4 protein-coding genes are annotated in these 14491 nt (G+C 75.1%); all 4 read right to left on the bottom strand.

Annotation, left to right across the window (positions count from 1 at the left end; all coding sequences use genetic code 11):
* Positions 1-24: 24 nt before the first annotated feature.
* The 4 genes from thiO to ABZ370_RS04885 are packed head-to-tail and all read right to left on the bottom strand — an operon-like array spanning position 25 to position 14486.
* A complete protein-coding gene (thiO, locus tag ABZ370_RS04900) occupies positions 25-1122 on the bottom strand; it encodes a glycine oxidase ThiO (RefSeq protein ID WP_358616513.1) in 1098 nt (365 codons plus the stop codon).
* On the bottom strand, positions 1119-3233 hold the full coding sequence (locus ABZ370_RS04895) for a type I polyketide synthase (RefSeq protein WP_358616511.1): 2115 nt from the start codon (positions 3231-3233) through the stop codon (positions 1119-1121). Before ABZ370_RS04895 ends, thiO begins: the two co-directional genes overlap by 4 nt.
* 28 nt (positions 3234-3261) lie before the next feature.
* Positions 3262-3825 (bottom strand): FcoT family thioesterase, encoded by a 564-nt coding sequence (locus ABZ370_RS04890; protein ID WP_358616508.1) that lies wholly within the window; start codon positions 3823-3825, stop codon positions 3262-3264.
* Positions 3822-14486, bottom strand: coding sequence for a type I polyketide synthase (locus tag ABZ370_RS04885; protein WP_358616505.1), 10665 nt, complete (start codon positions 14484-14486; stop codon positions 3822-3824). The genes ABZ370_RS04890 and ABZ370_RS04885 overlap by 4 nt, the downstream gene beginning before the upstream one ends.
* Between the last annotated feature and the right edge of the window lie 5 nt (positions 14487-14491).

Here is a 14491-nt window from a genome sequence, read left to right as displayed (position 1 = left end):
GTCCGGCCCTGTCGGTGTGTTCTGTCAGGCCGCGCCGCCCAGGCGCAGCGGGGTGAACGGCAGCGCGGAGGGGTGCGGGGCGGTGTCGGTGAGGTAGGCGGCCATGGCCTCGGCGGTGATGGGGGTCAGCTGGATGCCCATGCGGAAGTGGCCGGTGGCGAGGTGGACGTCGGGGACGGCGGTCGGGCCGATGAGGGGGAGCTCGTCGGGCGACGCGGGGCGCAGGCCCGCGCTGATCTCGGCGAAGCGCAGGGCGCCGACGCCGGGGATGACCTCGGCGGCGCGGGCCAGCAGGCCGCGGGTGCCGTCGGCGGTGACGGTCTCGTCGTAGCCGCGCTCCTCGTAGGTGGCGCCGACGACGAGTTCGCCGTCCAGCCGGGGCACCAGGTAGAGGGACCGGCCCTTGGAGAGGGCACGGGCCGTCACACCCAGCAGGGGCGGGTCGGAGTGCAGGCGGAGGATCTGGCCCTTGACGGGGCGGATCTGCGGGATGGCCGCTTCGGGGAGACCCCCGATGTGGTGGGTCCAGCAGCCGGCGGCCAGGACGACGCGGTCGAAGGGCACCGTGTCGCCGTTGTCGAGGGTGACGGTGTGGTGGGCGACCCGGATGGCGCGGCGGCGGATGACGGTGCCGCCGAGGGCGTCGATGGCGGTGAGCAGCGCCGCGGTGAGGGTGCGCGGGTCGATGGCACCGTCGTCGGGTCCCAGCAGGCCGCCCAGGGTGGGGGCGAAGGCGGGCTGGAGCTTGGCGCACTCCTCGGGGGTGAGGCGTTCGCTGCGGATGCCGAGCGACTCCCGGAAGGCCTGCTGGTGGTCGAGGCCGCGCAGGGCGTCCTCGTCGAAGGCGGCGTCCAGGACGCCGTCGCGCCGGAAACCGGAGGGGGCGAACTCCTCCAGTTCGGCGGCGAAGGACGGGTAGAGGTCGCGGGAGGCCAGGCAGAGCCGCAGCAGGTCGTTCTCGGAATGGATCTGCTCGCTGCTGGGCGGGAGCATGCCCGCCGACGCGTGGGATGCCTTGGTGGCCGGGGCCGGGTCGATCACGGTGACGGTGACGCCGAGGCGCAGGGCCCGCCAGGCGGTGGCGAGGCCGATGACGCCTCCGCCGACGACAACGGTGTTCATGATTCGCTCTCCTGGAGGAGTCGCCGCAGATGGGTGGCGAGGCCTGCGGGGGTCGGATGGTCGAAGGTGAGGGTCGCGGGGAGCCGCAGTCCGGTGGCGGCGGACAGGTGGCGGCTGAGTTCGAGGTTGCCGATGGAGTCCAGGCCGATCGTGTGGAACTCCCGGTCGGGGTCGATGTCGTCGGGGCTGTCGTAGCCGAGGACGGTGGCGGCCGCCATGCGGACGGACTCCAGCGCGGCCTGGTCGTGTTCGGCCTCGGGGAGGGTCGCCAGGCGGACGAGCAGGGTGTCGGTCGTGGCGGGCCGGGGCGTGGCGGCGGGCGCCAGATCAGAGAGGACGGGCGGGATGCCCCCGGTGAGGGACCCGGCGGCGGACCCGGCGAGGGCCGACTCGTTGAGCCGTACGGGCGCGAGGACGGCCTCGTCCCCGGCGAGGGCGGCGTCGAAGAGGGTCAGGCCCTGGTCGTGGCCGAGCGGGGCGAAGCCGGAGCGCTTGATGCGGGTGAGGTCGGCGGTGGACAGCTCGGCGCCCATGCCGTCCTCGCTCTCCCACAGCCCCCAGGCGAGGGAGGTGCCGCGCAGCCCGAGAGTGCGGCGGTGGTGGGCGAGCGCGTCGAGGACGGCGTTGGCGGCGGCGTAGTTCCCCTGTCCGGCGTTGCCGGTCAGCCCGGCGACGGAGGAGAACACCACGAACGCGCAGTCCGGGTCGCGGATCAGGTCGTGCAGATGGAGCGCGGCGTCGGCCTTGGGGCGCAGCACCGCGTCGAGCCTGCGCGGCGTCAGGGTGTCGACCGTGGCGTCGGACAGCACGCCCGCGGTGTGGATGACGGCGGAGGGCGCGGGGATGTCCGCGAGGGCGCGCTCAAGTGACGGGCGGTCGGCGGCGTCGCAGGCGATGAGGTCGACGCGGGCGCCGAGCGCGGTGAGTTCGGCGCTCAGGCCGTCGGCGCCGGGGGTGTCCGGGCCGCGGCGGCTGAGCAGTACGAGGTGGCGGACGGTGTGGCGGGTGACCAGGTGCCGGGCGACCAGGCGACCGAGCGCGCCGGTGCCGCCGGTGATGACGACGGTGCCGGTGAGGCTCGTACGGCCCGGTGGTGGCGGGCAGCGGACGAGGCGTGGCCGGAACAGGGCGCCGTGGCGCACGGCGAGTTGCGGTTCGCCGGAGGCCACGGCGGCGAGGAGGGCGCGGCCCGAGTCCTCGGGGTCGTCGACGTCGACGAGGACGAAGCGGCCGGGGTGTTCGGTCTGGGCGCTGCGCAGCAGGCCCCAGACGGCCGCGCCCGGCAGGTCGGACAGGTCTTCCTGCGGGCGGGTGGCCAGCGCGCCGCTGCTGACCAGGACGAGGCGGGCACCGGCCAGGCGGCGGTCGGCCGACCACTCCTGGACGAGCATCAGGGCGCGTTGGGCGGCGGAGCGCACCGGCGAGTCCTGGTCCGTGCAGGAGACCACGACCACGTCGGGTACGGAGGCGCCGTCGCGGAGCGCGGAGTCGAGGGCGGCCAGCGAGGGGTAGGAGTCGAACGAGCGGCGGATGGACTTCAGGGCGCCGGTGACGCCGATGTGGTCGGTGCCCAGGAACGCCCAGCGGCTCTGGTCCGCGGCGACCGACGGCTGTTCGACGGCCTTCCAGGCGACGCGCAGCAGCTGGGTGCGCTGGGCTGCGGCGTCGAGCTGGTCGGCGGTGACGGGGCGTCTGACGAGGGACTTGACCGTGACGACCGGTTCGCCGTCGTCGCCGGTCAGGGCCAGGGACACGCCGCCCTCGCCGGGCCGGGTGTGGACGCCGAGGCGCCGCGCGCCCGCCTTGTGGAGGCGCACCCCGCGCAGGGCGAAGGGCAGGAAGGTGGCGTCGTCGCGGTCGAGGTCCGGTACGAGCGCGGCCTGCAGGGCGGCGTCGAAGAGCGCCGGGTGCAGGTGGTAGTCGCCGTCACCGGCGGACGCGTCGTCGAGCCGGGCCTCGGCGTAGACCTCCTCGCCGTCGGACCACACGGCGCGCAGGCCGCGGAAGGCGGGCCCGTACGGGAGGCCGCGGTCGGCGAGACGGCGGTAGATGTGTGCGATGTCGATCTGCCGGGCTTCCCTCGGAAGCCCTGGCCGTTCCGGGTTGTTCATGGTCGCTTCCTCCGCGGGGCCGGGCGGATCAGTTCTCGGGCGGGTTGGTGATGGCGGCGGCGATCTCGCCATGGCTCTCGCCGCCGTGCTCGTCCCAGTAGCGGCAGCGGGTCCGCAGCATCACCAGGGCGTCGCGCAGATCGTTGGCGTCCCATTCGGCGATGTCGGCGATCTCGATCTCGCCGCGGAAGTGGCGGCCGCTCATGGCGGTGCGGAAGGTGCTCCTGAAGTCGGTGATGAACACGTCCGCGAGCTGCCGGGTCCAGAACTGCTCCAGCGTCCAGTGGGAGAAGGGCGCGACGAGCGATTCCTTCACCGACTTGGCCATCAGGTAGTAGGCCATCTGGTTGTAGCAGATGTTGAACTCGACCGAGTTGAAGTGTCCGGTGTCGTCGATGTAGCAGGACTCGGGGATCAGGAAGGTGCAGGCGGCGCCGAGCCGTCCGCCGTCGAGGGGGTCGCCCTCCACCGTGACCGCGGCCGAGGTGAGGTATTCGCACCGCTTGGCCCGGTAGGGGGTGAGCACGCGGTGCAGCAGTTCCTCGTCGGTGGGGTAGACGCGCTGATCGGTGTCGTCGAGCAACCGGGTCATGTCGGATCTCCTGATCGTTGCGCGGTGCGGAGCAGTTCGGCCAGGCTCATGTTCTGGATGGCCGCGGTGCGGTTCTCCAGGTCCTGCGTGTCCTGCGCGTCCGGGCCCGGCTCGGGGCCGTCCGGGGTGGATTCCGGGTTGCTCAGGCCCAGTTCGTCCAGCAGGTGGCGGGTGAGGACGAGCGCGGTCGGGTGGTCGAAGACGAGCGTCGCGGACAGGCGTTCCCCGACGGCCTCGCCGAGGGCGTTGCGGAACCGCACGGCGGCGAGGGAGTCGAAGCCCATGTCGCGGAAGGACCGTTCGGCGTCGACCTCGTCGGCGTCGGCGAAGCCGAGGGTGGCGGCGGCCCGGGTGCGGACGACGTCGAGCAGTGCCTGTTCCCGGCGGGCGGGTGTCAGGCGGGCCAGCCGGTCGCGCAGGCTCTCGGCGGGTTCGGTGGCGGTGGCGGCGGGGTCGACGGCGCGGCGGGCCGGGCCGCGTACCAGGTCGCGCATCAGATACGGCACGTCGGAGCGGCGCTGCCCGGTCAGGTCGAGCCGTACGGGGGCCAGGAACGCCCGGTCGAGCGCCCCGGCGGCGTCCAGCAGCGCCATGCCCTCGTCGGAGGCGAGGGGCAGGACGCCGTCGCGCCGCATACCGGCCAGGTCGGCGGCGTCCAGCGCGCCGGTCATGCCGCTGGCCTCCGCCCACAGCCCCCAGGCCAGCGACTGCGCGGGCAGGCCACGGGCGCGGCGGTGGGCGGCGAGGCCGTCGAGGAAGGAGTTGGCGGCAGCGTAGTTGCCCTGCCCGGCGCCCCCGGTCACGCCCGCGGCGGACGAGAACAGTACGAACGCCGAGAGGTCCTGGTCTGCGGTGAGTTGGTGGAGGTTCAGCGCCGCGTCGGCCTTGGGGCGCAGCACCGTGGCCAGCTTCTCCGGTGTCAGGGAGGAGATGGTCCCGTCGTCGAGGACGCCCGCGGTGTGGACGACTCCGGCGAGGGTACGGCCCGTCAGCAGGGCGGCCAGCGCGTCACGGTCGGCGGCGTCGCAGGCGGCCACCTCTACGTGGGCGCCGAGCGCGGTGAGGTCGGCGGCCAGGCCGTCGGCGCCGGGTGCGCCGGGGCCGCGGCGGCTGGTGAGCAGCAGGTCGGTGACACCGTGGGCGGTGACCAGGTGGCGGGCGACCAGAGCGCCCAGGGTGCCGGTGCCGCCGGTGATCAGCACGGTGCCGGGCCGGTCGCCGAAGACGGTGGCGGGGGCTCCGGACCGGTCGCCGGAGGCGGTGGCGGTGGCGCGGGTCAGGCGGGGGCGGTGGAGGGTGCCGGAGCGCAGTGCGAGCTGCGCTTCGCCGGTGGCCACCGCCGCGCCGACGTCGGGCTCGGCGGCCCCGGCTTCGGTGGCATCGAGGTCGATGAGGACGACGCGCCCCGGGTTCTCCGTCTGGGCGCTGCGGACCAGCCCCCAGACCGCGGCCCCGGCGAGATCGGTGATGTCCTCGCCGTCGACCGATACGGCGCCCCGGGTGACGACCACCAGCGTGGCGTCGTCGTCCCGGTCGTCCCGCGACCACGACTGGAGGGTGTCCAGCGCCGCCGCGGTCCCGGCGTGTACGGCCTCGGCGGTCGTGCCGCCCGCGCAGCGGTGCACGACGACCGGAGCAGGGGCGGTGGCCTCGCGCGACACGGCGGGCGCCCAGGTGAGTTCGTACAGCGCGTCGTGGGAAGTCGGGGCCGGTCGACCGGTGGCCATCGGGCGCAGCACGAGCGAGTCGACGGACGCGACGGGGCGGCCCGCGGTGTCGGTGAGGCGCAGCGCGACCTCGTCGTCGCCCAGCCGGGTCATCCGCAGCCGGAGCGCGGCGGCCCCCGAGGCGTGGAGGTCGATCCGTGTCCAGGCGAACGGGAGCGTGACCCGCCCGTCGTCGGTGGCGAGCAGCGCGGTGGCGTGCAGCGCGGCGTCGAGTACGGCCGGGTGCAGCCCGAACCGCGGGGCGTCGGCGGCGGCCTGCTCGGGCAGCGCGATGTCCGCGTACACCTCGTCGCCGGACCGCCACGCGGCGCGCATCCCCTGGAAGACAGACCCGTACACCGGCCCCTCGTCGGAGAGGGGCTCGTAGAAGCCGGTGAGGTCGACCGGTTCGGCGCCCGGTGGCGGCCAGGGCGCAGGGTCGGGGGCCGGTTCCGGGGCGGCGTCGGCGAGCGTGCCCTGGGCGTGGCGGGTCCACGTGGCGTCGGCGGGCGCGTCGTCGGGCCGCGAGTGGATGGACACGGTGCGCAGGTCCGGGCCGACGACGACCTGGATCGCCACGCCGCCACGCGCCGGGAGGGCGAGGGGCGTCTCGATCGCCAGCTCCTCCACGCGGCCGCGGCCCGCCTCGTCGCCTGCCCGGACGGCCAGTTCCACGAAGCCGGAGCCGGGGAAGAGAACGGTGCCGCCGACGGCGTGGTCCGCGAGCCACGGCTGTGCGGAGAGCGAGAGCCGCCCGGTGAGCAGCACTCCCCCGGCCCCGGCGACCGGCACCGCCGCGCCCAGCAGCGGGTGGTCGGCGGGCAGCTGGCCGATGCCCCGCGCGTCGCCGGTGTGTTCGGGCGCGGGCAGCGAGTACCGCTTGCGCTGGAACGGGTAGGTGGGCAGGTCGACGCGGCGGGCCCCGGTTCCGGCGAACCCGGGTTCCCAGTCGACGGTGGCGCCCTGGACGTACGCCTCGGCCAGCGAAGTGAGGAATTGGCGCGGGCCTCCGGCGTTGCGGCGCAGGGTGCCGACGAGCGTGGCGGCCACCGCGGCCGATTCGGCGGTCTCGCCGAGTCCGGCCAGCAGGCCGGGGTGCGGGCTGGTCTCGACGAAGATCTCGAAGCCGTCGGCCAGCAGTGCCCGTGTCGTCTCCTCGAACCGGACGGTCTGCCGCAGGTTGGTGTACCAGTACGCGGCGTCCAGACCGGCGGTGTCGAACTGCCCGGCGGTGACGGTGGAGTAGAAGGGGACGGCCGAGGTGCGCGGGGTCAGGCCGGTCAGCTCGGTGAGCAGCCGGTCGCGGATCTCCTCGACGAACACCGAGTGGGAGGCGTAGTCCACGCGGATACGGCGGGTCTGGACGCCCTCGGCGTCCAGCCGGTCCCGCAGCTCGTCCAGGGCCCCCGGCTCGCCGCACACCACGACGGAGCCGGGGCCGTTGATGACGGCGAGCTGGAGGCGGCCGTCCCAGTCGGCCAGATGCCCTGCCGTACGGTCGGCGGACAGTGCCACCGACATCATGCCGCCCCGGCCCGCCAGGTCCTCGCGGATGATCCGGCTGCGCAGGGCGACGACGCGCGCGCCGTCCTCCAGCGACAGCGCACCGGCCACGCAGGCGGCGGCGATCTCACCCTGGGAGTGGCCGACGACGGCGGCCGGTTCGACCCCGGCGGCGCGCCACGCCTCGGCCAGCGACACCATCATGGCCCACAGCGCGGGCTGGATGACGTCGACGGCCTCCAGGGGTGGTGCGCCGGGGACGCCGTGCAACACGTCGAGCAGGTCCCATTCGACGTACGGTTCGAGGGCCTTGGCGCATTCGCCGAGGCGGGTCGCGAAGGCCGGTGAGTGTTCCAGCAGCGCCACGCCCATGCCGGGCCACTGCGAGCCCTGCCCGGGGAAGACGAACACCGCGCGCGGGTCGCCGCGCCGCACGCCCTGGACGACGGAGGCGGGCGTCTTCCCGGCCGCGACCGCGTCGAGCCCGGCGAGCAGTCCGTCGCGGTCGCCGTCCACGATGACGGCCCGGTGTTCCAGGGCGGCGCGGCCACGGGCGAGCGAGGCGGCGACGTCGAGAAGGTCGACGTCAGGTGTGTCGGTGTCGAGTGTGCCGGTGTCGTCGTGGTCACGCAGATGGGCGGCGATCCGTGCCGCCTGGGCGCGCAGCGCCTCGGCGGACGACGCCGCCACGGTCAGCGGCAGGACCGGGGGCCGCTCGCCACGCGATTCACTCGCGCTGGTCGGGGGAGCCTCCTCCAGGACCACATGGGCGTTGGTGCCGCTGACGCCGAACGAGGACACCGCGGCCCGCCGCGGGCGGCCGTCGGCCTGCCAGTCCCTGGCCTCGGTGAGCAGTTCGACGGCGCCCTCGGTCCAGTCGATGTGCGGGGAGGGGGTGTCGGCGTGCAGGGTGCGGGGCAGCACCCCGTGGCGCATCGCCATCACCATCTTGATGACGCCCGCGACCCCGGCGGCGGCCTGGGTGTGCCCCAGGTTGGACTTGACCGACCCCAGCCACAGCGGTTCGCCGTCCGCGCCGCGCTCCTGCCCGTACGTGGCCATCAGCGCCTGCGCCTCGATCGGGTCGCCGAGGGTGGTGCCGGTGCCGTGGCCCTCGACGGCGTCGATGTCGGCGGGGGTCAGCCCGGCGGCGGCCACGGCCTGCCGGATGACGCGCTGCTGGGCCGGGCCGTTGGGCGCGGAGAGGCCGTTGGACGCGCCGTCCTGGTTGACGGCCGAGCCGCGGATCACCGCGAGCACCGGGTGTCCGGCGCGGCGCGCGTCCGAGAGGCGTTCCAGCAGCAGCAGTCCCGCGCCCTCGCCCCAGCCGGTGCCGTCGGCGGACGCCCCGTACGACTTGCAGCGGCCGTCGGCGGCGAGTCCGCGCTGCAGGCTCATCCCGATGAACGTCTCGGGGGTGGCCATCACGGTGACGCCACCGGCCAGCGCGAGGGTGCACTCGCCCTGCCGCAGCCCCTGCATCGCCCAGTGCATCGCGACCAGGGAGGAGGAGCAGGCGGTGTCGATGGTGACCGCGGGGCCCTGGAGTCCGAGGGTGTAGGCGATGCGGCCGGACGCGACGCTGCCGAGGCCGCCGCCCGCGGTGAAGCCCGCGAGGTCTTCGGGGACGGAGCCGGAGGGCGGCGCCCAGTCGTGGTACATGACCCCGGCGAACACGCCGGTGGGGCTGCCCTTCAGGGACAGCGGGTCGATGCCGCCGCGCTCCACGGCCTCCCACGCGGTTTCCAGCAGCAGACGGTGCTGCGGGTCCATCGCCTGGGCCTCTTTCGGGCTGATGCCGAAGAAGGCGGGGTCGAAGTCGGCGGCGTCGTAGAGGAAGCCGCCTTCGCGGGCGTAGGTGGTGCCGTGTCTGCCGGGCTCGGGGTGGTAGATCTCCTCGGTGTTCCAGCCCCGGTCCTCGGGGAACGGGGCGATCGCGTCGGTGCCGTCGGCGACCAGCCGCCACAGCTCCTCGGGGGAGGTGACGCCGCCGGGGTAGCGGCAGGCCATCGCCACGATCGCGATGGGCTCGTCCGCCGAGGCCCGCACGGTGGTGCGCGGCGGGGCGGCGGCGGGGACGGTACCGCTCACCTTGTCGAGCACATGGTCGGCGAGGGCGCCCGGGGTCGGGTGGTCGAAGATCAGGGTGGAGGTGAGCCGGAGCCCGGTGGCCTCGCCGAGCGCGTTGCGCAGTTCGACGGCGGCCAGGGAGTCGAAGCCCAGCTCGGTGAAGGCGCGGCGGGGGTCGATGGCGGCGGCGCCGTCGTGGCCGAGGACGACGGCGATCTGCGCCCGGACCAGGTCGAGGACGATCCGGGCCTGTTCGGCGTCGGGCTTCCCGGCCAGCCGGTCGGCGAGCGCGCCACCGGGGCCGCCGCCCGCGGCCGTGGCGGCGGCGGTGCGGCGGGCGGGGGCGCGGACCAGGCCGCGCAGCATCGGCGGGATGCCGTCCGGGCGGGCCCGCAGCGCGGGGACGTCGAGGCGCAGCGGCACCAGGGCGGGGACGCCGGAGGTGAGGGCCTGGTCGAGGAGGGCGAGGTTCTCGTCGGAGCCGAGGGCGGGGAGCCCGGAGCGCGCGGCGCGGCGGAGGGTCACCTCGTCGAGGCGGGCGCCCATGCCCGCGTCGCCCGCCCACAGGTTCCACGCCAGGGAGGTGGCCGGGAGGCCGTGGGCGGCGCGGTGTTCGGCGAGCGCGTCGAGGAAGGCGTTGGCGGCGGCGTAGTTGCCCTGCCCGGCGGACTCCAGGGTCCCGGCCGCGGAGGAGAACAGCACGAACGCGGCCAGTGGACGGTCCCGGGTCAGCTCGTGCAGATGCCAGGCGCCTTCCGCCTTGCCGTGGAAGACGGTACGGACCTGCTCGGGCGTGAGCGATCCGGCCAGGCCGTCGTCGATGACTCCGGCGCCGTGGACGACGGCCGTCAGCGGATGCTCGTCGGGGATCGTCTCCAACAGCGCGGCCAGGGCGGCGCGGTCGGCGACATCGCACGCGGCCACGGTGGCCCGTACGCCCAACGCCCGCAGATCGGCGGCGAGTTCGGCGGCTCCCGGGCCGTCCGGGCCGCGCCGCCCGGTGAGCAGCAGGTGCTTCACCCCGTACCGGCGGACGAGGTGGCGGGCGACCAGGCCGCCGAGCCCCCCGGTGCCGCCGGTGATCAGCACCGTGCCGTCCGGGTCCCAGGCGACGGGCGGCGGGGCGTCGGGCAGGGGTGTGCGTGCCAGGCGCGGTACGAGCACCGCGCCGTCGCGCAGGGCGAGTTGGGGTTCTCCGGTGGCCAGGGCGGCGCGTATCCGGGGTTCGGGCACCTCGCGGTCGGTGCCGACGAGGACGAACCGCCCGGGGTTCTCGGCCTGGGCGGAGCGCACCAGCGCCCACAGGGGCGCGAGGTTGAGATCGCCCGGCGCCTCACGGGTGACGATGGCCAGCCGGGTGTCGTCGCGCAGCGCGTTCTCGATGAGCTTCAGGCCGTACAGCGTGGCCTCGCGCGCCGCCTCGGCCGGTGCGCCGGGGAAGGTGGCGGGCACATGGGCGAGGTGGAATTCCCCGGCGGCCCGGCCGGTGGCCGTGGTGTCCGGATCCGGCGGGGCCGGGATCTCGGTCCATTCGACGCGCAGCAGCGCCCCGTCCCGCGCACCGGAGAGCACCCCGTTCAGCGGCACGGGCCGCTGGACGAGCGACCGGACGGTGGCGACGGGGGTCCCGGTGGTGTCGGCCAGTTCGACCGAAACTTCGTCGGCGGCCGTCCGGCGCAGGTGGACGCGTACGGCGGTGGCGCCGGCGGCGTGGAGTTCGTAGCCGAGCCAGGCGAACGGGAGCCGCACCTGACCGTCGTCCTCCGGCCCCTCGGCGGCGTGCAGGCTGGCGTCCAGCAGCGCCGGGTGCAGCCCGAACCGGTCGGCGCCCGCCTCGTCGAGGGCGACCTCGGCGAACACCTCGTCCCCGCGGCGCCACGCGGCGCGCACGCCCTGGAACGCGGGCCCGTAGCCGTACCCCTGCGCGGCCTGGCGCTCGTAGAGGCCGTCGACGTCGATCGGCTCGGCGCCGTCCGGTGGCCACTGGGCGAAAGCGGCCCCGTCGGCCGCCGCACCCTCGCCGTGTTCGGCCAGCACCCCGCTGGCGTGCCGGGTCCAGCTCTCCTCGCTGCGCGCGGGGCGCGAGTAGATCTCGACGGTACGTCGGCCCGCCGCGTCGGGCGCCCCGGCGACGACCTGGACCTCCGCCGCCGCGTCCCCGGCCAGCGACAGCGGCGTCTCCAGGGTGAGTTCCTCCACCACGCCACAGCCCGCCTCGTCCCCGGCCCGCACGGCCAGCTCGACCAGGGCGGTGCCGGGGACGAGGACGACACCGGCGATGACGTGGTCGGCCAGCCAGGGCTGCGACCGGGTGGACAGCAGGCCCGTCAGCACCAGCCCGTCGACGCCCGCGAGGCTGACGGCGGTGTCCAGCAGCGGATGCCCGAGGGTGCCCGGGCCGCTCCCGGCGTCCAGCCAGTACCGCTTGCGCCGGAACGCGTAGGTGGGCAGCGCGGTCCGGCGGGCGCCGCGGCCGTCGAAGAAGCGGTCCCAGTCGACGGCGGCGCCGTGGGCGTGCGCCACCCCGAGCGCGGTGACGGCCTGGCGCTCCTCGTCGTGCCCGTCGCGCAGCAGCGCGGCGAACGCGGTGTCGGGGCCGCCGTCGGTGAGGCAGTCGCGTCCCATCGCCGACAGGACGGCGTCGGGGCCCAGCTCCAGGTAGGTGGTGACGCCGTGGCCCTCCAGCAGACGCATGCCGTCGGCGAACCGCACCGGCTCGCGCACGTGGCGCACCCAGTAGTCGGCGTCGAACACGGTGCCGACCTCGCCGGTCAGGGTGGACACCAGGGGGATGCGCGGCGGCGCGTACGCCAGGGTTTCGGCGATCCGGCGGAAGTCGTCGAGCATGGGGTCCATCAGCGGTGAGTGGAACGCGTGCGAGACGCGCAGCCGCCGCGTCTTGCGGCCCTGCCCGGCGAAGCGGGCGGCGACGGCCAGGACGGCGTCGGCCTCCCCGGACAGCACCACCGCGGCCGGGCCGTTGACGGCGGCGAGGCCGACCCGTTCGGTCAGATACGGGAGGACCTCGGCCTCTTCGGCCTGGACGGCCACCATCGCGCCGCCCTGGGGGAGTTCGTGCATCAGCGTGCCGCGCGCCCCCACCAGCAGGGCCGCGTCGGCCAGCGACATCACCCCGGCGGCGTGCGCGGCGGCGATCTCGCCGATGGAGTGTCCGGTGACGAGGCCGGGGGTGACGCCCCACGACTCCAGCAGCCGGAACAGGGCGGTCTCGACGGCGAAGAGCGCGGGCTGCGCGTACCGGGTCTGGTGGAGGAGTCCGGCCCGCGGCGAGCCGGGCTCGGCGAACAGCACGTCGCCGAGTGGTTCGTCGAGGTGGAGGTCGAGGTGGTCGGCGGCCTCCTGGAGCGCCTGCGCGAACACCGGGAAGGCCCGCACCAGTTCGCGGCCCATGCCGGGGCGCTGGCTGCCCTGGCCGGTGAACAGGAACGCGGTCCGGCCCGTCGCCCGCGTCGCCCCGGTGAGCAGTCCGGGCGCGGTGGCGCCCTCGGCGAGGGCGGTCAGGGCGCGGCGCAGCTGGTCGCGGTCGGTGGCAACGACGGTGGCGCGGTGGCGAAGCGCGGCGCGTGTGGTGGCGGCCGAGTACGCGATGTCCAGCGGTGACGCCTCGTCCACGATCGTCAGGAGCCGCGCGGCCTGGCCGCGCAGGGCGTCCTCCCCCTGGGCGGACAGGACGACGGGGACGGGGCGGTCGGCGGCGGGGGGCGCGGAGTCCTCAGCGTTTTCGGCGTTTTCGGCGCTTTCGACCGGTGGCTCTTCGATGATGACGTGGGCGTTGGTGCCGCTCGCGCCGAACGAGGAGATCCCGGCCCGGCGCGGAGTGTCCGCGGCCTCCCACGGGACGGGTTCGGTGAGGAGCCGGACGGTGCCGTCCGACCAGTCGACGTGCGGGGTCGGCTCGTCCACGTGCAGGGTGCGGGGCAGCGTACGGTTCCGCATCGCCTGGACCATCTTGATGATCCCGGCGGCCCCCGCCGCCGCGCCGGTGTGCCCGATGTTGGACTTCACCGACCCCAGCCACAGGGGGTTGTCGGAGGAGCGTCCGCGTCCGTAGGCGGCGACCAGGGCCTGGCCCTCGATGGGGTCGCCGAGCGTGGTGCCGGTGCCGTGTGCCTCGACCGCGTCGACCTCGTCGGGGACAAGCCCCGCGTCGGCCAGCGCCTGGCGGATGACGCGCTGCTGCGCGAGGCCGTTGGGCGCCGCGAGGCCGTTGCTCGCGCCGTCCTGGTTGATGGCGGTGCCGCGGATCACGGCCAGCACCGGGTGTCCCTCGCGCAGCGCGTCGGAGAGGCGGGCCAGGACGAACACGCCCGCGCCCTCGGCGAAGGAGGTGCCGTCCGCCGCCGCGGCGAACGCCTTGATGCGCCCGTCCGGGGCCAGACCGCGCTGACGGCTGAACGTGGTGAACGTTCCGGGGCTGGAGATGACGGTCACGCCGCCCGCCAGCGCCAGCCCGCACTCGCCGCGCTGGAGGGACCGTACGGCCAGGTGGAGCGCGGTGAGCGAGCCCGAACAGGCGGTGTCGACGGTGAGCGTGGGCCCTTCGAGGCCGAGGGTGTAGGCGACGCGGCCGGACACGACGCTGGGCAGGCTGCCGCCCAGGACGTAGCCATCGAGGCCGTCCGGCGCCTCGTGGGTGCGGGGCCCGTACTCGTGCGGCTCCACGCCGATGAACACGCCCGACGGGGTGCCGCGCAGCCGTCCCGGGTCGATGCCCGCGCGCTCCAGCGCCTCCCAGGTGGTCTCCAGCAGCAGCCGCTGCTGGGGGTCCATGGCGAGGGCCTCTTTGGGGTTGATCTGGAAGAAGTCGGCGTCGAAGTCGGCGGCGTCCGGCAGGAATCCGCCGCGCCGCACATAGCTGGTGCCGGTGGCGGCCGGGTCGGGGTCGTAGAGGCGGTCGAGGTCCCAGCCTCGGTCGGCGGGGAAGTCGGTGAGCACATGGGTGCCGTCAACCAGGATGCGCCACAGGTCGTCGGGCGAGGTCACCCCGCCGGGGAAGCGGCAGCCGATGCCGACGATGGCGATCGGCTCGTCGGACACCGTGGGGGCGGCGGGCGCCGCGGGCTCGTGGTGGTCTTCCGGCTCCGTGGTGCCGTGCACCACGGCCACCAGATGGCGGGCCAGCGCGGCCGGTGTCGGGTGGTCGAAGCCGATGGTGACGGGCAGTTCCACCCCCAGTTCGGCGGTGAGCCGCCGGTGCAGCTGGACCAGGCCGAGCGAGTCCAGGCCCTCCGCCAGGAACGGGCGGTCGGCCGCCACGTCGGTGGGCGCGTCCCCGTAGGCGTCGGGGTCGGCGGCCCGCAGGACGGCGGCGGCCTGCGCCAGCACCAGTTCCAGCATCGCGGCCTGTGACTGCTCGGTCATGTGCA

The sequence above is a fragment of the Streptomyces sp. NPDC005962 genome, from assembly GCF_040629205.1.
In the GTDB taxonomy this organism is placed as follows: Bacteria; Actinomycetota; Actinomycetes; order Streptomycetales; family Streptomycetaceae; genus Streptomyces.
The sequence above is the reverse complement of the archived record's forward strand: the minus strand, read 5'-3'. Positions and strand labels throughout refer to the sequence as shown.

Excerpts from the sequence above, each read along its gene's own strand:
- thiO (WP_358616513.1), bottom strand. The coding sequence starts at position 1,122 with ATGAACACCGTTGTCGTCGGCGGAGGCGTCATCGGCCTCGCCACCGCC.
- ABZ370_RS04895 (WP_358616511.1), bottom strand. The coding sequence starts at position 3,233 with ATGAACAACCCGGAACGGCCAGGGCTTCCGAGGGAAGCCCGGCAGATC.
- ABZ370_RS04890 (WP_358616508.1), bottom strand. The coding sequence starts at position 3,825 with ATGACCCGGTTGCTCGACGACACCGATCAGCGCGTCTACCCCACCGAC.
- ABZ370_RS04885 (WP_358616505.1), bottom strand. The coding sequence starts at position 14,486 with ATGACCGAGCAGTCACAGGCCGCGATGCTGGAACTGGTGCTGGCGCAG.